Source organism: Gemmiger gallinarum, from assembly GCF_014982805.1.
Lineage (GTDB): Bacteria > Bacillota > Clostridia > Oscillospirales > Ruminococcaceae > Gemmiger > Gemmiger gallinarum.
In genome coordinates, this window is sequence record NZ_JADCKC010000002.1 from 174,593 (window position 1) to 195,106 (window position 20,514).

The 20,514-nt window shown below is 63.2% G+C and carries 14 protein-coding genes and 1 riboswitch; of the genes, 3 read left to right on the forward strand and 11 right to left on the reverse strand.

Going from position 1 to position 20,514, the window contains the following annotated elements; genetic code table 11:
• The 11 genes from INF35_RS06455 to INF35_RS06505 form a co-directional block, all read right to left on the reverse strand.
• Positions 1-2,157: an HlyD family efflux transporter periplasmic adaptor subunit gene (locus INF35_RS06455; protein WP_193500770.1), complete on the reverse strand. Its 2,157-nt coding sequence runs from the start codon at positions 2,155-2,157 to the stop codon at positions 1-3.
• A 140-nt stretch (positions 2,158-2,297) separates the two neighbouring features.
• The gene (locus tag INF35_RS06460) at positions 2,298-2,918 is read right to left on the reverse strand and encodes a TetR/AcrR family transcriptional regulator (RefSeq protein ID WP_193500771.1); all 621 of its coding nucleotides are present in this window, start codon (positions 2,916-2,918) and stop codon (positions 2,298-2,300) included.
• Entirely contained in the window at positions 2,912-7,282 is a 4,371-nt protein-coding gene (locus INF35_RS06465; RefSeq protein WP_193500773.1) for an efflux RND transporter permease subunit, read from the reverse strand. Before INF35_RS06465 ends, INF35_RS06460 begins: the two co-directional genes overlap by 7 nt.
• 328 nt (positions 7,283-7,610) lie before the next feature.
• Positions 7,611-8,600: an ABC transporter permease gene (locus INF35_RS06470; protein WP_193500775.1), complete on the reverse strand. Its 990-nt coding sequence runs from the start codon at positions 8,598-8,600 to the stop codon at positions 7,611-7,613.
• A 1-nt stretch (position 8,601) separates the two neighbouring features.
• Positions 8,602-9,708, reverse strand: coding sequence for an ABC transporter permease (locus tag INF35_RS06475; protein WP_193500778.1), 1,107 nt, complete (start codon positions 9,706-9,708; stop codon positions 8,602-8,604).
• Positions 9,705-11,252 carry an ABC transporter ATP-binding protein gene (locus INF35_RS06480; protein ID WP_193500780.1) on the reverse strand — a complete coding sequence of 516 codons (1,548 nt, stop codon included), beginning with the start codon at positions 11,250-11,252 and terminating at the stop codon, positions 9,705-9,707. The genes INF35_RS06475 and INF35_RS06480 overlap by 4 nt, the downstream gene beginning before the upstream one ends.
• Positions 11,253-11,345: 93 nt before the next feature.
• Positions 11,346-12,662 carry a BMP family ABC transporter substrate-binding protein gene (locus INF35_RS06485; RefSeq protein WP_193500782.1) on the reverse strand — a complete coding sequence of 439 codons (1,317 nt, stop codon included), beginning with the start codon at positions 12,660-12,662 and terminating at the stop codon, positions 11,346-11,348.
• A 497-nt stretch (positions 12,663-13,159) separates the two neighbouring features.
• Positions 13,160-13,732: an HDIG domain-containing metalloprotein gene (locus tag INF35_RS06490; RefSeq protein WP_193500784.1), complete on the reverse strand. Its 573-nt coding sequence runs from the start codon at positions 13,730-13,732 to the stop codon at positions 13,160-13,162.
• A gap of 68 nt (positions 13,733-13,800) precedes the next feature.
• A complete protein-coding gene (locus INF35_RS06495; RefSeq protein WP_193500786.1) occupies positions 13,801-14,361 on the reverse strand; it encodes a folate family ECF transporter S component in 561 nt (186 codons plus the stop codon).
• Positions 14,362-14,594: 233 nt separating this feature from the next.
• Positions 14,595-14,726: riboswitch (THF riboswitch) on the reverse strand.
• A 168-nt stretch (positions 14,727-14,894) separates the two neighbouring features.
• Positions 14,895-15,737 carry an HAD hydrolase-like protein gene (locus INF35_RS06500; RefSeq protein WP_193500788.1) on the reverse strand — a complete coding sequence of 281 codons (843 nt, stop codon included), beginning with the start codon at positions 15,735-15,737 and terminating at the stop codon, positions 14,895-14,897.
• A gap of 176 nt (positions 15,738-15,913) precedes the next feature.
• Positions 15,914-16,630, reverse strand: a complete 717-nt coding sequence (locus tag INF35_RS06505; RefSeq protein ID WP_193500790.1) for an NAD-dependent protein deacylase — start codon at positions 16,628-16,630, stop codon at positions 15,914-15,916.
• Between the two features lie 119 nt (positions 16,631-16,749).
• On the opposite strand from INF35_RS06505, the gene INF35_RS06510 reads away from it, so the two are divergent.
• From INF35_RS06510 to INF35_RS06520, 3 genes are all read left to right on the forward strand, one after another.
• Positions 16,750-17,625 (forward strand): NAD(P)H-hydrate dehydratase, encoded by an 876-nt coding sequence (locus INF35_RS06510; protein ID WP_193500792.1) that lies wholly within the window; start codon positions 16,750-16,752, stop codon positions 17,623-17,625.
• 152 nt (positions 17,626-17,777) lie between these two features.
• On the forward strand, positions 17,778-18,692 hold the full coding sequence (locus INF35_RS06515; protein ID WP_193500794.1) for an AAA family ATPase: 915 nt from the start codon (positions 17,778-17,780) through the stop codon (positions 18,690-18,692).
• Positions 18,693-18,695: 3 nt separating this feature from the next.
• A complete protein-coding gene (locus INF35_RS06520) occupies positions 18,696-20,438 on the forward strand; it encodes a vWA domain-containing protein (protein ID WP_193500796.1) in 1,743 nt (580 codons plus the stop codon).
• The last annotated feature ends 76 nt before the right edge of the window (positions 20,439-20,514 follow it).

Consider the following 20,514-nt stretch of genomic DNA (forward strand, 5'->3'; position numbering starts at 1 on the left):
TCACATGCCTCCGCCGGGGCCGCCCTGACCGCCTGCCGCAGCACCGCCGCGGTCTCCGCCGGAGGGCATCTCACCCGAGGGCATATCCCCGCCGGGAGCCTGCCCCGCCGGGCCGCCGTCCATGCCGCTGAGGGCCACCATGATCTGGGAATCCGCGTCCACGGTGCCCGTCTCAATGCCTTCGGTCAGGTCGGCGGTGGCGCGGATGACATCTCCCTCCGCCAGGTCGTCGCCGGAGATCTCCACATAATAGTCGTTGGCGTCGCCGGTGGTGACGGTGACCTGCTCAAAGGTCATGTCCACACCCTCGCCGCCGGTCTTGCGGTAGACAAAGCTGGAACCGTCCTCCGCCGTGCCCACCGCATCGATGGGCACCACAAAGACGTTGTCGGTGACGCTCTTGAGGATCTCCGCCTGGGCCTGAATGCCGATGAGCAGGCCGCTGTCCGCTGTGTCCACCGTGACCTTTGCTCCGAAGGTCCCCTGCTCATTGGCCACCGGGTCGATCTGGGAGAGGGTGCCCTTGATGACGCTGTCGCCGGTGGAGTCGCTGGTGATGTTGCACTCCATGCCGGTTTTGACATCGGCCACATCATCCGCCGAGATGGTGACCTCCACGGTCAGCCCGTCGGTGTTCTGGATGGTGGCCACTGTGCCGGTGCAGGCGGAACCCACCGTGGCGTTGAGCTCGGTGATGGTGCCGCTCATGGTGGCGGTGAGGGTGCAGTCCTCCAACGTATCCCGCAGCGTCTGCAGGGTGTCGGGGGTACGCTTGGCCTGCTCCAGGCGGGTCTCGGCGTCCTCCACCTGCTGCCAGGCGGTGGTCAGAGTGGTGGAGTTCTTCTCGTTGTCGTAGGCATCGTGGGCGCTCTCCACCTGAGTCTCAGCGCTTTCCACCTGAGTCTCGGCGGTGGTAACGGCAGTCTCGGCCTGGGTCAGGGCCGTCTTTGCGGCGGAGAGCTGGCTCTGGGCCTGGGTATAGGTATCCACGACCTGCTGATAGGTCATGCCGGTGCCGCTGGCCGCCGCGCTTTCCTGGTTGACCAGGGCCTGAGCCGCCGCGTTAAAGGTATCGATCAGGGTGGTGGAGGCCGGAGCAACCAGGAGCGTCACATCGATGCCGGAGAGCTGGCTGTTGATGCTTGCCACGTCAGGGGCGATGGTTCCGGTGACGGTGCGCTGGTTGGCCGCACTGACGGATGCGTTGGCGGTGGTGTCGACGGTGCCGCTGCCGTAGGTATCAAAGGCGTTCTGCAGGGCAGAGACCGCCTGCTGCAGGGCCGCTTTGGCAGCCTCCTGGTCGGCGGCGCCCGCATAATTCATGTAGGCGGTGGTGTAGCTCTGGTAAGCACTGTCCAGCGCGGCCGCCGCGCTATTCAGGGCATCCGCCGCCATGTCGTAGGAACTGACATAGCTCGCAATGCCCTGGGCCGCATTGTAGGCCGACTGCAAAGAATCCACCGTGCTCTGGCAGCTGTTGACGGTACTCTGGGCCGAATCCCGGGCGGATTTGGCGCTGTCCAGATTTTCCTGGGCCTTGGTCAGGTTTTCATCCGCCTTGTCGATGTTTTCCTGCAGGTCGATGAGGCTGTTGTCATGCTTGACCACGGCCACCTCGTAGCTTTCCAGGGCGCGGTCGTAGGTGGTCTGGGCCGACTGCAGCGTATCGCTGTAGGAGAGCTCGGCGCTGTCGATCTGCTTTTCCAGATCGGAGGTGTCCAGGGTGCAGATCACATCCCCGGCCTGTACCGTATCGCCTACCTCCACCTCCACGGTGGCTACCTTGTAGGTCTTGGCGTTGTCTGCCACTGTGACGCTGGCCTCACTGCCCGAAGCCACCGTGCCGGTGACGGTGACCGAATCCTCCAGGCTGGTCCTGGTCAGGGTGGTGGTGCGCACATACTGGTAGGTGGTGCCCGAGGCAGGCACCGCCCTTGTGAGCAGCCGGATGAGAATCGCCGCAGCGGCAAGGATCACCACCGCCAGCGCCACCGTCAGCTTTTTGTGCCGGGCAAACCAGTTTTTGCGTTTGAAGGGCTGTGGTGCGGACGCTTCCTCCCCGGGCTGCGTGTCCTCCGCATATTCTGCGTCCCAGTCCTGTTCGGGGAGCTCCTCCCCCACCGGCTGGGGCACAGTGCCGAATTCGTTATCTTCCATGTTGTTTCCTGCCTCTCTTTATCTGGGGCCGGCCATGGGCATGGCCTGACTTGCTTTGATTGTACCGCAAAAAAATGAAAATCTCATGGAGAATTGATGAAACATCACTTCTCACAATCGCCTTCGTGGGGGGATTGGGGTCAGGTTTTGCCGGTTTTTCCGGCAGGGCGCAGCGCCCGGGCCAGCATTTGGCGGCCGTTGGCCAGAACCATGCCGTCCCGCAGGCCCTGCATGCCCTCGCTTCCCAGCGCCAGCACATACATCACCCACACCGAGATCAGCACAAAGGCAGCGTATTCCTCGTCCAGAGCAGGGTCGATCTCCCCTGCCGCCTGCAGCCGTGCGGCCAGCTTCCGTGCTTCCCCTTCCACCCGGCCGCGCAGCGCCCCGGAGCAGGCACAGGGGACCTCCCGTCCGCTGGCAACCAACGTCCGGGCCACCACACGGTAGACCTCCGCCCGGGTGCCGTAAAGGTCCACCAGATAGTTCGTCACTGCTTTTTCCACATCATCCAGTGTTTTGCAGGGCGCCAGCAGATTCCGGACTCGGGCCAGTTCACTTTCCATGCAGTATTGGGTCACACCGTGGAGAATTTCCTCCTTGGAGGTAAAATACTCATACACTGTGCCCTTGCCGATGCCGGCTTCGGCGGCGATCTCCTGCACCCGCAGCCGGGGGATGTCCGCCCCGCTGCCAATGAGCCGCAGGACCGCCCGGTAGATTGCTTCCTCCCGCTGACGGCGTTCCTCCTCTTTCAGCATGTGGGGGCACCTCCTTCCCCATTTTCCCCGGCCGGGAAGCTGTCCTGTGCCGGGAAGGCCTCCTGATCATATTCCGCCGGCCAGGCCTCCTGCCCGGCGGTGGGGTCGGGTTCTTCTGCAGCCGGTGTTTCCTCAGGGCCTTCCTCCTCGCCTGCGGGCCAGCCGGATGCCGGTGCGGGGGCACTGTCCCCTGCAAGGAAAGTCTCGCCGTCGTCGGGGTCGGTCCCGTCGGGGTCAGCCTCCTGCTCATCGGCAGAGGCATGCATGGCGGCCAGGTACTGGGCGGCATCGTCGGGCAGGTCGTCCATGCCGTCGTCCCCCACATCCACCTCATGGGGCGGGCGGCGGAACAGCAGGTCATAGATCACCGGCACAATGAACAGCGTCATCAGGGTGGCGTAGGTCAGGCCGCCGATGATGACGATGGCCATGCCCCGGCCCAACTCGCTGCCGGGATCGGTGCTGAACAGCATGGTCACCATGGCAAGGACGGTGGTCAGGGTGGTCATGAGAATGGGGCGCATACGGGTCTTGCCCGACGCCACCAGAGCCTCCCGGCGTTCCAGGCCCCCCTGGCGCAGCTGGTTGGTGTAGTCCACAAAGACGATGCCGTTGTTGACCACCACGCCCATGAGCACCAGAAAGCCCATGAGGGACATGATGGACAGGTCCTCTCCCGACAGGATCAGGCCGATCATACCGCCGGTGAAGGCCAGCGGCACCGTGAACAGCACGATGAAGGGGGACAGCAGGCTCTGGAACTGGGCCACCATGACGAGATAAATGAGGATCAGTGCCAAAAGCAGCATCTGGGACATCTGGGAGATCATCTCGTCCACCTGGGTGCTCTCACCGGCAAGCTGCCAGGTGCAGCCGGCGGGCAGCTGGATGCCCTGCAGTTTTTCGGCGGCCTCCCGGGACAGCAGCGAGGTATTGTATCCCTCCCGGGTCACCGAGGTGACCGTGATGTAGCGGCTCTGGTTTTCCCGCTGGATGCTGGCCATGCCGGCCGCCTCGCTGCGGGTGGCAAACTCGCCCAGCTTGTGGGTCTCGGTGGTGGAGTTGCCCTCGGCATCCATGGTGGTAGTCTCAAACTCATAGTTGAAGATGTCGTCCAGGTCGGGCACGCTCTCGGTATCCACGATCTCCACCGAGTAGGTGTCCTCCCCCACGGTCAGAGAGGTGGACACCGTCTCGCTGGTAAGAGCCTGGGCCAGCTCGGCGTAGATCTGGGCCACCGTCAGGCCAAGGCGCATGGCCTTGTCCTTGTCCACCACCACGCGGATCTCCCGTTCCCCGGCCTCCTGGCCGTTGGAAAGCTCCCCGATGCCGTCGATGGTGCCCAGGGTATCCATGACCTGCTGGCTGGCGGTGAGCAGGTCGTCCAGATCGTCCCCGTAGATGTTGACCTGGACGCCGCTGCCGCTGAGGGCCGACAGATCCGCCGCCGAGGAGGAGGTCACCTCCACCTCGCAGGGCAGGTCGGCGGTATTGGCGGTGATCTCATCCCGGATGCGGGACTGATCCCGGCTGCCCTCCTGCGTGAGCAGAATATAGTAGGTAAAGTTGGTCAGGTCCTGCCCGCCCATATCAGACAGACCGGCAAAGGCGGAGGTCATGGAGGCGCTGGACATGGCGCCCACCGTCTCCACACCGTCGATGGCGGAGACCCGCTCCATCACCTGGTCGGCGGTGGCAAAAGCGTCCTCCGGCTCGGTGTCCTCCGGCACCGACATGGTCAGCGACATCTGATCCGAGCTGATCTCGGGGATCATGACCAGGCCCATGCGGGTGACCTGCCACACCGATGCCGCCAGCAGGGCGACGGCCAGCGTCAGGGGCACCACCTTGACCCGCAGGCAGAAGCGCAGCAGTTTGTCATACCCGGCCAGCACCCGGTCAAAGAACGGATGCTTCTGGGGATGTACCCGGCTGAGCAGTGTGCTGCCCGCCGCCGGGACCACGGTCAAAGCCACGATGAGGGAGGCAAACAGGCTGTACGCGATGGTCAGGGCCATATCGCCCAGCAGTTCCCGGGTCAGGCCCTGGGCGAACAGCAGGGGCAGAAAGACACAGACGGTGGTGAGGGTGGAGGAAATGATAGCTCCGGCCATCTGCCGTGCACCCTGGACAGCGGCACGGGGTGCGGGGACGCCTGCATTGCGCAGACGGTAGATGTTTTCAATGACCACGATGGAGTTGTCCACCAGCATGCCGATGCCCAGGGCCAGACCGGACAGGCTGATCATGTTGAGGCTGATGCCGGTGAAGTACATGAGCACAATGGCAAACAGCACGCTGAGGGGGATGCTGACCGCCACCACCAGAGTGGGTCGCAGATCCTTGAGGAAGACCGCCAGCACCAGAATGGCCAGAATGGCGCCGCCGATGAGGTTGGTCATGACGCTGTTGAGGATGAGGCGGATGTAGTCGCCCTGGTCCATGATGGGGGTGAGATGGAGGTCGGGGTCGGCGGCAGTCATCTCTTCCAGGGCGGCATTGCAGGCGTCGGAGACGGCGCTGGTGCTGGCAGTGGAGCTCTTGAACACCGACAGCAGCACCGCCTGGTTGCCGTTGACCCGGGCATAGCTCTCCCCCGAGTTGTCGATGAGGGTGATCTCCGCCACGTCGGACAGGCGGACATCGCCGATGCCCTCCATGTTGCAGAGCAGGGCACCCTTCAGGTCGTCGATGCTCTCAAAGGTATCGCCCACCTTGAGGAGATACTGTTCCTCCCCGTCCTGGATATAGCCCGCGGGCATGGAGAAGTTTTGGGCCGCAATGAGCTGGGACAGGGTGGAAATGTTGAGCAGCTGATCCAGGTTTGCCTTGGAGAGGGCTTCCTCCCGGGCATCCTCATACTCGGCGTAGGCTTCCTCCAGCTGCTCCCGGCCGGAGTCGATCTGCTCCTTGCCGCTGTCCAGCTGTGCCTGCACGCTTTCCAGTGCCGCTTCGCCGTAGACCAGCTGGGCATCCCCGCTGCCAAAGCCCGCTGCCGCCGTCATTTTGCCCTGTTCCAGCTGGGTATAGGCGTCGCGCAGCATCTGCATGTTGCTCTCAGCGGCATCCTTCGCCGCCTGAAGCTGGTTGAGCTGGTCGGGCAGGGAGGCCAGCTGGTCCCGTAGTTCGCCCACCCGGGCATGGATCTTCTGCAGGTCGGTGAGGCCTTCCTTCGTGAGGGTGAGCAGATATCTCAGCTCCTCCTCGGTGAGGGAGACCGCCGGCGCCGAGGGCAGCGGCAGGCCGGTGTCCGGGGTGGGGGCAGTGGTCTCCCCGTCAGGTGCCGGGGCTGCGGTGGGTGCCGCCGTGGGCGCCGAAGTGGGGATGCCGCCCTGCAGCTGAGCCAGATAGGCGTTGACCTGATCCAGGAAAGCCTGGAAGGCCTCCTCGCTGCTCAGGATGGTATCGATGTCGGTGCCCATTTTGGCCAGCAGATCGCTGATTTTCTGGTACTCGGCCTCACTGCCGTCCAGATAGCCGTTGAGCTCATCCTGCAGGGTCTTCTGCAGGCCCTGCAGCGTTTCCAGCTGGGTGGTCAGGGCGGTCACCTTGGCCACCGCCTCATCCAGCTGCTGGCTGGCCTTGGCCAGCTCGGAAGAGGTCGCCTCCTGCTGATCGGCCAGCTGCTGCTTGCCTTCCTGCAGGGCATTTTTCTTATCGTCCAGCTCGGCCTGACCGGTGATCAGGGCTTTCTCGCTGTCATTGAGCTGGCGGCGGGCGTCGTCCAGCTGCTGCTTGGCCTCGGCCAGACGGTCGCTGACCTGCACCAGAAGCCGGTCGTTCACCTCGTCAATCTTGTCCTGGTCCAGGCGCACCTCCACCATCTGCTCCACCAGACCGGTGGAGGAGACGCTGGCCACGCCGCTCACGCGTTCCAGATTGGGGATAACACTCTCCTCCACATAGGCGGAAAGGTCATAGATGTCCAGCCCCTCCTTGTCCACCGCGATGTACTCGGTGGCCATCATGTCGGGGGTGATCTCCAGAAGCATGGGGGTGCCGGAGGTATCGGGCAGGGTGTCGGTCAGCTGATTCAGCGCCGTGCTCGTCTTGACCATGGCGCTGTCCATATCGGTATCATCGGCAAATTCCAGCATGACCATGCTGTAGTTCTCGCCGCTGGTGCTGGTGACGTTCTCCACGCCGTTGACCGTGCCCAGACTGCTCTCCAGCGGGCGGGTCAGCTCCTCCTCCACCTTCTCGGGACTGGCCCCGGGATAGGTGGTCACCACCACCAGATAGGGCAGGGTGATGCTGGGCAGCAGGTCGGTGTTCATACCCATCAGGCTGACCACACCCAGCACAAGTACAAGAATGACCCCCACCAGCACGGTGAAGGGCTTTTTCACACTGTATTTTGCCATAGGTAACCTCTTCTGCCCCGGTGGGAAAAGCGGCCCGGGCGGGCGGCATGCCCACACTGTTCATGGTCGGTGCCGCCGGTGACGCCGTGGGCGCTGCCGGGCTGTCCCCGCCTTGCTGCTTTCCCTCTCCGGGTAAATTCTCTCTGCAAAAAATTCCGACCGACCGGTCGGTCGGCTTTTTTCAGTATAGCACACTGCCGGTCAATGTCAATTGAAGATTCTCCCCTGCCCCGAACACAAAAAGACGGCCCTGCCGGAGCAGGGCCGTCTGCTGTGCCGCAAGGGCGGCACACAAAATCGGAACACAGATAAAAGGTTGGAGAAAACCTCAGCGCTCCTCGCGGAAGTAGGCGATGCCCAGGCTGGCGGGAGGCTGGTTTTCCTTTTTGCGGCGCAGAGACACCACAATGAGCACCAGGATGGTAACCACGTATGGGACCATCTGAATCAGGTCGGTGGCGTAGCTGGGCACCGAAATGCCCATGAGGCTGGGCAGGAACTGATACAGCCAGTAGAGCATGCCGAAGAGGTAGGCGCCCCAGATGGCGTTGAGGGGCTTCCAGGTGGTGAAGATGACCAGCGCCACAGCCAGCCAGCCCAGAGCCTCGATCTGCTCGGTGGTGGCCCAGATGCCCTGGTTGTAGTCCAGCACGTAGTACAGGCCGCCCACACCGCTGATGGCCGCACCGCACAGGGTGGCCACATACTTGTAGCGGGTGACGTTGATGCCGGCGGCATCGGCAGTGGCGGGGTTCTCACCCACGGCCCGCAGGTTCAGGCCCACGCGGGTGCGGGAGAGGAACCAGAACAGCACGATGGCCAGCACAATGGCGGCGTATACCAAAAAGCCGTAGGAGAAGACCACCTGGCCCACCGTGCCCAGCCCGGACAGCACCGGGATCTTGGCGGCGAAAGCCTTGTTGGCCAGAGGGGCCGCGCTGTAGCTGGAGCCGTTGAGGATGAAAACGCCGAAGAAGTTGGCCACGCCCATGCCAAAGGTGGTGAGGGCAAGACCGGTGACGTTCTGGTTGGCCCGCAGGGTGATGGTGAGGAAGGCGTAGATCAGGCCGCCCAGGGTGGAGGCGATGAGGGCGCAGAGCAGGGCGATGACCACGCTGAGGACCGGGTTGGGGTTGGCGGTAAGGTTTTCGTAGTAGTAGGCGCTGGCAAAGCCGGCGAAGCCGCCCAGGTACATGATGCCGGGCACGCCCAGGTTCAGGTTGCCGGACTTTTCGGTGACGATCTCACCCATTGCGCCGTACATGATGATGGTGCCGAAGGGGATCGCGCGCAGGATCCATGCGATCAGACTGCTCATGTCACTTTCCCTCCTTGTGCGTCTCGCCGCGGCGTACCACGCGGTAGTTGATGAAGAACTCGCTGCCCAGAATGAAGAAGAGGATCACACCGGTGATGATGTCGGCAGCATACTCATTGAGGCTGTACGCCGAGGCGATCTCGGACGCACCGCGCTCCAGAAAGACCAGCAGGAAGGAGATCAGCGCCATATAGAAGGTGTTGAACTTGGCCAGCCAGGCCACGATGATGGCGGTGAAGCCCCGGCCGCCCGCCGAAGTGGTGGAGATGGTCTGGTCCTTGCCGGCCACAATGAGGAAGCCGCACAGGCCGCAGATGGCGCCGGAGATGATCATGGTACGGATCATGACCCGGCGGACGTTGATGCCGGCATAGCGGGCGGTGTTCTCGCTCTCGCCCACCACGGCGATCTCATAGCCGTGCTTGGAGTACTTCAGGTAGGCATACATGGCGAAGGTCAGAACCAGCACCACAATGATGTTGATGGTATACCGCTGACCGAACAGCACCGGGAACCAGCCGGCCTTGGTGGCCTTGTTCAGGGTGCCCAGGCTGGAGGCCTGGCCGCGCATGATGTTGGTCAGGCAGGCCACAATGCTGGTGGCCACGTAGTTCATCATCAGGGTGAACAGCGTCTCGTTGGTGTTCCAGCGGGACTTGAACCAGGCGGGGATAAAGCCCCACAGAGCACCTGCAACGACCGAGGCCGCAAACATGGCCACGAACAGCAGCGGAGCGGGCAGGCTGGACCCCAGATAAACCATGGTGAGGGCGGTGGCCATGCCGCCGATGAGCACCTGACCCTCAGCGCCGATATTCCAGAAGCGCATCTTGAAGGCCGGGGCCAGGGCGATGCCCACGCACAGCAGGGTGGCCAGGTCACGCAGCGCCCAGGAGAAGCGCACCGGCGTGGCGAAGGTGCCCTGATACATGACACCGTAAACCGAAAGCGGGTTCAAACCGGTGACAAAGAAGATGAAGAGCGCATCCACCACCAGGGCCAGCAGAATGGCCACGGCGCGGATAAGAACTTTTTTGCCGAAGGGAATGCCGTCGCGCTTGGCGATGCGCAAAAGCGGCTCATGAACGGTCTGTGTGGCTTTTGTCATTGTTCGGCGTCCTCCTTTACCAGGTTGGTCATGCGCAGGCCGACCTCTTCCTTGGTGGCGGTGCGTCCATCCAGAATGCCGTTGACGCGGCCGCCGCACAGCACCAGGATGCGGTCACACAGCTGCAGCAGGACATCCAGATCCTCGCCCACATACAGCACGGCGACGCCCTTCTTCTTCTGCTCGTTGAGCAGGCGGTAGATGGTGTAGGAAGTGTTGATGTCCAGGCCGCGCACAGCGTAGGCAGTCATCAGCACAATGGGAGAGGCGGCCAGCTCGCGGCCGACCAGCACCTTCTGGACGTTGCCGCCGGACAGGCGGGAGACAGGGGTGTTCAGGTCGGGGGTGACGACGCCCAGCTCCTCCTTGATCTCCTTGGCCAGTTCCTGGGGCGCCTTGCGGTCCACCAGGGGCGAGCTGCCTGCATCGTAGCTCTTGAGCATCATGTTGTCGGTCATGCCCATGGAACCCACCAAGCCCATGCCCAGGCGGTCCTCCGGCACAAAGGAAAGATGAACGCCCGCCTCGTTGATGGCACGGGGGCTCTTGCCCAGCAGTTCCATGGGCTTGTCCTCCTGCTCCGGCGGGAAGAACTGAATGTCCGAGCCGGGGGCCGGATGCTGCAGGCCGGCAATGGCTTCCAGCAGCTCCTTCTGGCCGTTGCCGGAAATGCCCGCAATACCCAGGATCTCGCCGCCGTAGGCGTCGAAGCTCACATCGTCCAGCACCTTGAGGCCCTCGGCGTTGTAGACGGTCAGGTCCTTGATGGCCAGACGGCGCACCGGGTCCTTGGGCTCGGGACGCTCAATGTCCAGCTCCACCTTTTTGCCCACCATCATCTCGGTCAGGCTGGCCTCGGTGGCATCGGCGGTGACCACATCGCCCACGTAGCAGCCCCGGCGCAGAATGGCCACACGGTCGCTGATCTCCAGCACCTCGTGGAGCTTGTGGGTGATGATGATGACCGCCTTGCCGTCGGCGCGCATGTTGCGCATGACATCAAAGAGGCGCTCGGTCTCCTGAGGGGTCAGCACGGCGGTGGGCTCGTCCAGGATCAGGATGTCGGCGCCGCGGAACAGCACCTTGACGATCTCCAGCGTCTGCTTCTGGCTGACGCTCATCTCGTAGACCTTCTGGTCCAGGTCCAGGGCGAACTGGTATTTTTCGCAGATGGCGCGGGCCTTGTCCCGCACCCGGCGCAGGTCGAAGCGCTCGCTCTTGGGCAGGCCCAGGGCGATGTTTTCCACCGCCGTGAACACGTCCACCAGCTTGAAGTGCTGATGGATCATGCCGATGCCCAGGGCCAGCGCATCCCGGGGCGAGCGGATGTCCGCCAGCTCATCGTTGACGTAGATCTGGCCCTCGTCGGGATAGTAGATGCCGGCGATCATGTTCATCAGCGTCGTCTTGCCGCTGCCGTTCTCTCCCAGAAGGGAGAGGATCTCGCCCCGGCGGATCTGCATGGAAATGTCCTGGTTGGCCGCAACGCCGCCGAAGGTTTTGGTTACATGTTCAAGACGGATCGCATACTGCGTCTGCGCCATGCGGAAAATTCCTCCTTTTTACCGTATATGCCCTCAACACAGAAAGGGAAGCCTGCAAAACTACAAGGCTTCCCCTCCCGATTGGTGTTCAGATTATGCGACGGGCTCGGCGTCCTCGGTGATGCCGTCGATGCGCAGGGCAAAGTAGGGAGCGCTGCGCAGCGTGGACTCGGAGAAGGAGCCGTCGGTGATGGCCTCCTTGGTCTCGCCCTGATACAGAGCAACGGGAGAACCGGTGCTGTAGTCGTAGAACGTCAGGTCGATGGGAGCGCTGGTCACAGTCTGGCCGTCCACGGTGAAGGTGGAGGTGTCAAAGACCTTCAGGCTGCCGTCCTTGAGAGCCGCCTCAACCTCGGCGACCTTCTCAGCGGTGCCCTCGGCGCAGCTGCTGCCCAGGGTGGTGATGGCCACAGCGCCGTCCTCATAGCCCTTGGCCCAGTCGACGGGGACTTCCTCGCCGTTCATGGCAGCCTGGATGGCCTCAGTGTAGTAGACGCCCCAGACGTTGGTGGCGGAGGTCAGAGCAGCGTTGGGAGCAGTGTCCAGCATGTCGATGTTGTAGCCGATGGAGTAGCAGATGCGGCCGGTGCCCAGCATCTTCTCGGTGGCGGCGGGAGCACCGGTGGAGTCGGCGTGCTGGCCGATGATGACGCAGCCGTTGGCGATCAGAGCCTCAGCAGCGGCGCCTTCCTTGTCGATGTCGAACCAGGAGTTGGTGTACATGACTTCCATGACCACGTTGGGCATCACGCTGCGCACGCCCAGGAAGAAGGCGGTGTAGCCGGAGACGACCTCGGCGTAGTTGTAAGCGCCGACGTAGCCGATCTTGATGTTGCCGTCGGCGTCGAAGGAATCAGGCTGAGTCTCGGTGGTCAGCTCGCCGCTCTCGACGAGCTCCTGGAGCTTCATGCCGGCAACCACGCCGGAGACGTAGCGGGACTCATAGATCTTGGTAAATGCGTTCTTGAAGTTGTCCAGGCCGGTCAGGGCGGCAAAGTCACCGGTCATGGAGACGAAGGTGACATCGGGATACTTCTCGGCAGCCTCGACCATATAAGTCTGATGGCCGTAAGAGTTGGCGAAGATGATGTCGCAGCCCTGGCCCACCAGGTCCTCGGCGGCGTCCATGCAGGCGGAGTCCTCAGCGACCTTGTACTTCCAGATCACGTTGTCCTCGGTCAGGCCCAGATTGCTCAGAGCCTCCTTGATGCCGTTGATGTGTGCGGCGGAATAGCCCTCGGTCTCGTCGCCCACCAGGATGGCGCCGATCTTGATGTCGGACGTGCTGGCGGCTTCGGCGGTCTGGCTGCCCTCAGAGGTGCTGCCGGTAGACTCGCTGCCGGTGCTGCCGCAGGCTGCCAGAGAAAACGCCATGACTGCGGCCATGAGAATGCCCAGTACCTTTTTCATGTGTGTTCCTCCTATTTTCACTGAAAAACGGAAAAGCCCCCTTGGGACAAGGGGTTGCTTGCGGCCGGTGTCTCCGTCTTTCCCTCGGCGGAAGGCCGGCCCCGGAGCCCCGCACCATCCGTGGTGACGGAACTGCCGATACGTCTTTATTTTAGAGAAAACTTCGCCCGCTTTCAACCTGTTTCGACGGATTTGTTAAATCTTTGTGAACCTTGCGTGAATCCGCCCGCTTCTGCCCCCCGCCGCTGGTGAGAATGCCCAACTTTCCTGCGGAAAAGTATGACTTTTCCGTCGTTTTATCGGGGATTTTGCTTCGCGGGGGAAGGCCTTTTCCGGGTAGAGGCCGCCTCCGGCGGTTTTTGCCCTTACTTTGTGAAATGCCGCAGAGCCGTTGATTTTTCTTTTCAGCACTGTGGCGGGCGCACAACAAAGCCCCGGCGGAAAGAGAGGCTCTTTCCTGCCGGGGCCGCGGATTTGGTATGATTTTTCAAGCGGCCTTACTGCCGGGGGCCGATGCCCAGTTCCGCCGCGAAGGGACGCATGCCCTCGATACAGAGGGCGATGACATCGGGCAGCTCCATACCCAGGCGGGCGCAGCCGTCCTGAATGACGGCGCGGTCGATCTTGGCGGCAAAGCGCTTGTCCTTGAACTTCTTCTTGACGCTGGAGACCTGCAGCTCGGCAATGCCCGCAGGATGCATGCGGGCGGTGGCGGAAATCAGGCCGGACAGCTCATCCACCGTGTAGAGGCTTTTGTCCAGTTCGCTCTCGGGCACCGTGTCGGTGCACAGGCCGTAGCCGTGGGCCAGAATGGCATGGATGCTCTCCTCGTCCACACCGGCCTCCCGCAGAGGCTCTGCGGTATGCTTCAGGTGCTCCTGGGGGAACTGCTCGAAGTCATAATCGTGCAGATACCCCACCGCCCGCCAATAGCTCTCGTCGGCGCCGAAATGCCGGGCCATGGCGCCCATGCAGGCGGACACCGCCAGGGCGTGCTGGAAGAGGTGGTCCTCGGTGGTGGTGGAGGCAAGCAGCTCTTCGGCGCGGTCCATGGTAAGTTTTTCGGACATATGGGTCAGCTCCTTTACAAAGATTCCCGCCCGGGTGCGGTCTGCCGCGGGCGGGAAGCGGCGCAGGGTCAGACCCTGCGCCGGGTCTTCTGATATTGTTCACAGGCTTTCAGCACCAGCATAAGCAGCACCACATCCACCGGGAACTTGATGATGTTCTTGACGATGCGCATGCTGCTGAGCACCACGAAAGCCTGACCGTACATAACATGCAGCCACAAAGGCGTCAGCAGAAAGTTGAACAGCACCGTGGCCATAAGCTTGCAGCTGACCACCCGCCATAGCCGTACGGGGCGTTGGTAATACCACAGTCCGTACAGAATGCCCGCCAGCATGGCGCTGAGGGTAAACCCGGGGAAATAGGGCCCGTTGGGGCGCAGCACATACCCCAGCAGATCGGTGGCCACACCGGACAGGGCCGCCACCCAGGGACCGCACAGGAAACCGGTGGCCACCGAGACGAGGAAGTCAAAGCTGATTTCCAGATAGCCGGACACCGGGATGGTAAACTGATTGATCGCCAGGTTGAGGGCTGCCAGCACCGCCGCCAGGGACAAAGCCCGGGGATTGTGCAGCTCCGCCACGGCCTGCACCATCAGCCTTTGGTGATTGGAGCGCAAATACTGCATAAAAAATTCCTCCTAACTTGTGCGCATCGCCGCACAAGGGAGGACCGCCATGCAAAGCCGCCGGCGCTGACCGCGCCCGCCGCTTCCTGCAAAACTCAGATGCAAAAATTCCGGCTGCCGCCTGCAGGACCACAAACCGCGCAGCACAGCAGAGCATCCGCGGCCTGCCGGCCGACCCGTCTGCTCCGCCCCGGGATTTTCCACGAGAGCTCCGCCATTGCACTCCGTCATGCAGCAGTGGGATGCGGGATCTGCACCGCGTGCCCTTATGGGCAACTTCGTCCTGCCACAACTCCCCGTTGGTCAGGCACTGGCGGCGGCACGGCATGGCCGGACCGTCCTTACGCGCAGGTCCCTACTCTGCGAAATCCGGTATTATCAGGAGAAAATACCGGCAAGGCGTTCTTTTGTCTCTCCGCCCTGCAGGTTCTATTATAGCGCGCCCGCTGCGTTTTGCAAGGCCTGCCCGGCCAAAACGCAAAAACGCCCCGGGGAAGCGGTTCCCCCGGGGCGCAGCAGTTTGTATGTAGGGCTCAGCCGTGCAGGGCGCTGCGCAGAGCAGCCAGCAGCTCGGCCTGATACTCGGGCCGGAAGGTGCCGTGCAGCAGCTTGGGCAGGGCTTCCTCCTGCAGGCGGCGCCAGCTCTCGGCCTCCCGGCCGGGCAGGATGGGCACAAAGGCCACCCCGTTGGCGGCGGCAGCCTGGGCGTCTCCCATGGCGTCGCCCACCATCATGACCTTGCGGCTCTCGTACCCGCAGGCCAGCATGGCGGCAATGCTGTTGGCCTTGCTGCCCACCTCCTGGCCGAAGATGACATCGGCGTGGCGGGCCAGACCGTAGCGGTTCCACTCGCTGGCGATGGCCGACTCGTTGGCTGCCGAGACCACCGCCACGTCGGCCACCGCATGGAGCTGGCGCAGACTGTTTTCCACCCCCGGAAAAGGCTCAAAGGTAGGCTCCAGCGTCTGGATGCGGCGGTTGCAGGTGGTGTTCCACTGCTGCAGCTTGCGCAGCGCCGCGCTGCCGGTGCGCATGACCTCCGCCTTGAGGGTGGCGGTGCTCAGCTCGCTGGAGTTGGTCACCCAGTCGGCGATCTCGTCGCTGCCAGGAATCTCCACCCCGCGGTTTTTCAGCCGGTCAAAGACCTGCACCACGCTCTCAAAGCGGGAAATGCCCCGGGTGATGCTGTGGAGATTGATCTCCTCCCAGGCCTCGGTGATATAGTCGCTGTATGGTTCCAGCGCAAAGACCCGGATCAGTTCCGGGCAAAACACGTTGCAGTGCTTGATGCGCACTGTGTCCATCACGCATCCGTCTGAATCCAGGCATACCAAAAATTCACGTTTTTTGGTAAAATCCGCAAGTACGTTTGCCATACCGATCCTCCTGTCCGCGTTCACGGCCCTCTGCGGGCCAAACCCTTATCCTGCGCCCGCAAAGCGGACGTTACTTTCCCTTTTTCAATCATAGCAGAATACCGGGAAAAAAAGCAATGACTTTTCCGCAAAAACACAAGATAATACCAGATCGTGCATCAATTTTTTTAGAGTTTTCACTCACTGTCCGCCGACAGCGCACGCCCGATGGGCATGTTGAGCACCAGGCTGGCCATGTGATCGGCCGGAGTGGGCTGTTTGTTGATGACCACCAGGTTCCGGCCGTGGAAATATTGCAGCAGTCCCGCCGCCGGGTAGACCGCCAGGCTGGTGCCGCCCACGATCAGCAGATCCGCCCCCTCGATGGCCCGGACCGCCCCCTCCAGGGTATCGGGGTCCAGGCCTTCCTCATACAGCACCACATCGGGTTTGACGATGCCGCCACACTCGGTGCAGCGGGGAATGCCCTGGGATTTGTCGATGAAGTCCACGTCGTAGAATTTGCCGCATTTCATGCAGTAGTTGCGCAGGGTGGAACCGTGAAGCTCATACACCCGGCGGCTGCCCGCCGCCTGATGGAGGCCGTCGATGTTCTGGGTCACCACCGCCTTGAGCCTGCCCTCCCGCTCCAGCGCCGCCAGCCGCAGATGAGCCGCGTTGGGCTTTGCCCCGTGGACGATGAGCTTTTCCCGGTAGAAGCGGTAAAACTCCTCGGTATGCCGCATAAAAAAGCTGTGGCTGAGCATGACCTCGGGGGGATAGTCGAACTTCTGGTGGTACAGGCCGTCCACGCTGCGGAAGTCGGGGATGCCGCTCTCGGTGGAAACCCCCGCCCCGCCGAAAAACACAATGTTGGAACTGTCACGGATCAATTCTTCAAGCTGCGGCACCATAGACAAAGACCTCCTCTTTCTGCACCTTTTGCACTGCGCCGTATTCTGTCTTATAATGAGAGTATAATACAAAACGTCCGGAAAGGTAAAGCATTTCCGGGCAACGGGAGGTGCCCGCCATGGAAAAAATCACACGGGAGTATGTGCTGCGCTGTCTGCCCCGCCGGGCGGAGGACGCCAACAAGGGCAGCTTCGGCACGGTAGCCGCCTTTGCGGGCAGCAGCGCTTACCGGGGCGCCGCCGCTCTGGCCGCCGAGGGCGCCCTGCGGGGCGGGGCCGGGCTGGTGTTTCTGGCTACGGTGCCCGACGCCATGCAGCTGGCTTTGCTGCGCACCCCCGAGTGCTGTGTTCTCCCCTGTCGGGCGGGTGCCGACGGCTGGCTTTGCCCCGACGATGTGCGAGCCGGTGCCGCCCGTTTTGCCCCGGGCAAAGCGGTCCTGCTGGCCGGACCGGGGCTGGGAGAGGGTGCCGGGAAGGTGCTGTCCATCCTGCTGGGCGGCGACTTTGCCTGGAAGGGCTGCCTGCTGGACGCCGACGCCCTCAATGCCCTGGCCGCGGGCAAGGCGGGGGCTGCCCTTCTGCCGGAAAATGCCGTCCTGACGCCCCACCCCGGGGAGATGGCCCGACTCACCGGCCTGACCGTGGCCCAGGTGCAGGACGATCGTCCCGGCATTGCCCGTCGCTATGCCCAGGAGCACCGCTGCATCCTAGTGCTCAAGGGCAGCGGGACCATTGTAGCGGCCCCCGACGGCACCCTGCTCAAGAACACCACCGGCAACCCGGGGCTCTCCCGGGGCGGCAGCGGGGACATTCTGGCCGGCATGATCGCCGCCCTGATGGCCCAGGGCCTTTCCCCCTTCGATGCCGCGGCGTGCGGGGTCTGGCTCCACGGCGCCGCCGCCGACCTCTGTTCCGCCCGGCGCAGCCAGCAGGCCATGCTCCCCCATGACATCCTGGAGGACCTGGGCATGCTGCTGGCGGAGGAAGGGCTGTAAAATTTGCATCAAAGCCCGGCCTGTGCCCTGCCGCACCGGCCGGGCTTTTTCGTCCGGGCGGAGTGGCCGCGGGCGCTGTTTTTTCCTGTTTTCATCCATGATTGACAACCCCGGCCGGACTGTCTATAGTAAAGGCAAAAGGGGATGTATCTATGCTTGATTTTTTGAAAGAAGAGGGCGTAGACCCGGCCGTCATCGAAGGCATCGCCGCGTTCCGCGCCGCACATCCCGTGCCGGAAGGCATGGCCCAGCGGGTCCCGGACCCCAAGTACCGGTACTATGGCCGGGAAGTCTGGAACCAGGCCGCCACCGTCCTGCTGTGCGGGGAAAACCTTCTGCTGGCCGGGCCCAAGGCCACCGGCAAGAACGTTCTGGCAGAGAATCTGGCCCGGGCGTTCGGGCGGCCCTGCTGGGATGTGTCCTTCCACATCAATATGGACGCCTCCTACCTCATCGGTTCGGACACCTTCAACGGGGAAAAGGTGGTGTTTGCCCCGGGGCCTGTCTACCAGTGCGCCCGCTACGGCGGCTTCGGCGTGCTGGACGAGATCAACATGGCCAAAAACGAGGCTCTGGCCGTCCTCCACGCCACCCTGGACTACCGCCGCTGCATCGACGTGCCCGGCTACGACCTCATCCAGGTGGACCCGGCCGCCCGGTTCATCGGCACCATGAACTACGGCTATGCCGGTACCCGGGAGCTCAACGAGGCCCTCGTCTCCCGGTTTGCGGTGCTGGACCTGCCCCTCATCTCGGAGGATGACATGAACAAGCTGCTGCGCCATCACTTTCCCCGCATGAGTCCCCGGTACGCCGGACAGTTCGTGCAGCTCTTTTATGACCTGCACAAAAAGGCGGACAGCGCCGAGATCTCGGCCCGGGCGGTGGACCTGCGCGGCCTGCTGGACGCCCTGCGCCTGATGGAGCGGGGGCTGGATGCCGCCTCGGCCCTCGACCTGTGCATCACCAACAAGACCTTCGACCCCTACGAAAAGACGCTGATCCGGGATGTGATCGCTGCCCGCATCCCCAAAAATCTCGACCGCGCTAAGGTCTTTCCGGGCTGAGCCATGCTGCAGCGTCAATACAGCCCGGAGCAGCGCCGGGCTCTGAATCTGATCTGGGCCGCTGCCGGCCGGTATGACCTGGACCCGCCCTTCATGGCCTTTGAGCCGGGCGGGCAGCCCAGCTTTTACTTCAACTGCGTGGTGGGGCTTGCAGCCAAATGGCTGGACCTGCCCCGCCTGGAAGCCTTTTTTGCCTCCTACGCCGGCAGCTCCCGGCAGGAAGCCTTCGACGAGCTGGTCTGGCTGGGGCTGGAAAACTGCGTCTACGAAAAGGAACTGCCGGTGCGGCCCATTCTGGCCTCCCTCCGGCAGCAGTACGCTCTGGACTTTTTTGCCCACCAGCAGAAGATGTCCCGCCAGCAGTGGATGGCAAAGAACAACCGGGTCTATGAACAGCAGCAGGCCCGGTGGGCGCCCCTGGCCCGGCGCCGGGGTCCGCTGCTGACGCCCCGGGCAAAGGAGCTTTCTCAGGCATTGGCCCTGCCCGGCACCCTGGACACTGATGAGGTCATTGCCCGGCTGCAGGGGATTCTCCGCGACTTCTTCCAGTTTTCCGGCAGCGAACCGGCCCGGACGCCCTTCTCCCTCCATGTCAGGGGGATCTGGGCCGGGCTGCTCACCAAACTTCTGCCCACCGAGATCCGCCACACCGACCAGCTGGTGCTGCGGCGCAGTTCCCAGCTGCGGGCGGCCAACGCCAGTCCGGCGGGCAAGGCTCTGCTGGCCAATCACCTCTCTGTGCGGCGGGCGGAGGCGGACCGGGTCTACATGGAGACCTGCTTCGGCCGGTCCCTCTACAACGACCACGACCTGGCCGCCCTGGAGGAAACCCTCTGCACCGGCAATCACAGCAGCTGTCATCTGTGGATCACCCGGGGGGAGCCCTCCCCCAACCGGCCGCCGGACCAGGAGGCCAAACAGCTGGCCCGGGATGCCGCCCGGCAGCGGCAGCGGAACCTGGACTTTTACGCCAGACACAGCCAGCTTTATGCCAGCAGCATCCGCCGCCTGAGTGAGCAGCTGCAGGATGCCCTCCATTCCTACACCCAGCCCCAGCCGGTCCGGGCACGCTCGGGGCATCTGGACAGCCGCCGGGTGTGGCGGGCCCCCTGTCTGCAGGACCCCGTCATTTTTCTGCGGCAGACCGACGATGTCCAGCCGGACCTCTCGGTGGACCTGCTGCTGGATGCCTCCGCCTCCCGGCTGAACAGCCAGGAGCTCATCGCCGCCCAGGGCTATATCCTGGCGGAAAGCCTGCGCCGCTGCGGCGTGAAGGTGCAGATCTTTGCCTTCCGCAGCCTGCGGGGGTACACGGTATTGCAGCTCCTCAAGGGTTACCAGGACCCGGGCTGCCGTTCCATCTTCGACTACTTTGCCGCCGGGTGGAACCGGGACGGGCTGGCCCTGCGCACCGCCGCCCATCTGGCCAACTCCGGCTGTCAGCACCGGCTGCTGCTTATTCTCACCGATGCCAGCCCCAACGACAGCCAGAAGATCCCGCCCTCGGGAGGCATTCCGTTCAGCCGGGACTACGGCGACGAGGCCGCTGTGGCCGACACCGCCGCCGAGGTCAAGGCCCTGCGCAAGCAAGGGTTCCGGGTGGGGGCGATCTTCTTCGGCCTGACCCAGAATGTGCCTTTTCTCAAGAACATCTACGGCAGCGAGTTTGTGCGCATCCAGAAAATCGACCAGCTGGCGGGAGCGGTAGGCGCCTTGCTGCAGCGGCAGCTGCGGGAGATGGACTGATACCCTTGCCTTTGCCCGAAGCTTCTCTTTTCTGCCCACCCGGCATAATGCCGGATGTCCTCACACCGACAATAAA

What these genes read in the sequence shown, in the direction of transcription:
- INF35_RS06495 (WP_193500786.1), bottom strand. Translation starts at nt 14,361, where the DNA reads ATGCAGTATTTGCGCTCCAATCACCAAAGGCTGATGGTGCAGGCCGTG.
- INF35_RS06460 (WP_193500771.1), bottom strand. Translation starts at nt 2,918, where the DNA reads ATGCTGAAAGAGGAGGAACGCCGTCAGCGGGAGGAAGCAATCTACCGG.
- INF35_RS06490 (WP_193500784.1), bottom strand. Translation starts at nt 13,732, where the DNA reads ATGTCCGAAAAACTTACCATGGACCGCGCCGAAGAGCTGCTTGCCTCC.
- INF35_RS06515 (WP_193500794.1), top strand. Translation starts at nt 17,778, where the DNA reads ATGCTTGATTTTTTGAAAGAAGAGGGCGTAGACCCGGCCGTCATCGAA.
- INF35_RS06475 (WP_193500778.1), bottom strand. Translation starts at nt 9,708, where the DNA reads ATGACAAAAGCCACACAGACCGTTCATGAGCCGCTTTTGCGCATCGCC.
- INF35_RS06465 (WP_193500773.1), bottom strand. Translation starts at nt 7,282, where the DNA reads ATGGCAAAATACAGTGTGAAAAAGCCCTTCACCGTGCTGGTGGGGGTC.
- INF35_RS06510 (WP_193500792.1), top strand. Translation starts at nt 16,750, where the DNA reads ATGGAAAAAATCACACGGGAGTATGTGCTGCGCTGTCTGCCCCGCCGG.
- INF35_RS06480 (WP_193500780.1), bottom strand. Translation starts at nt 11,252, where the DNA reads ATGGCGCAGACGCAGTATGCGATCCGTCTTGAACATGTAACCAAAACC.
- INF35_RS06520 (WP_193500796.1), top strand. Translation starts at nt 18,696, where the DNA reads ATGCTGCAGCGTCAATACAGCCCGGAGCAGCGCCGGGCTCTGAATCTG.
- INF35_RS06455 (WP_193500770.1), bottom strand. Translation starts at nt 2,157, where the DNA reads ATGGAAGATAACGAATTCGGCACTGTGCCCCAGCCGGTGGGGGAGGAG.
- INF35_RS06485 (WP_193500782.1), bottom strand. Translation starts at nt 12,662, where the DNA reads ATGAAAAAGGTACTGGGCATTCTCATGGCCGCAGTCATGGCGTTTTCT.
- INF35_RS06470 (WP_193500775.1), bottom strand. Translation starts at nt 8,600, where the DNA reads ATGAGCAGTCTGATCGCATGGATCCTGCGCGCGATCCCCTTCGGCACC.
- INF35_RS06505 (WP_193500790.1), bottom strand. Translation starts at nt 16,630, where the DNA reads ATGGTGCCGCAGCTTGAAGAATTGATCCGTGACAGTTCCAACATTGTG.
- INF35_RS06500 (WP_193500788.1), bottom strand. Translation starts at nt 15,737, where the DNA reads ATGGCAAACGTACTTGCGGATTTTACCAAAAAACGTGAATTTTTGGTA.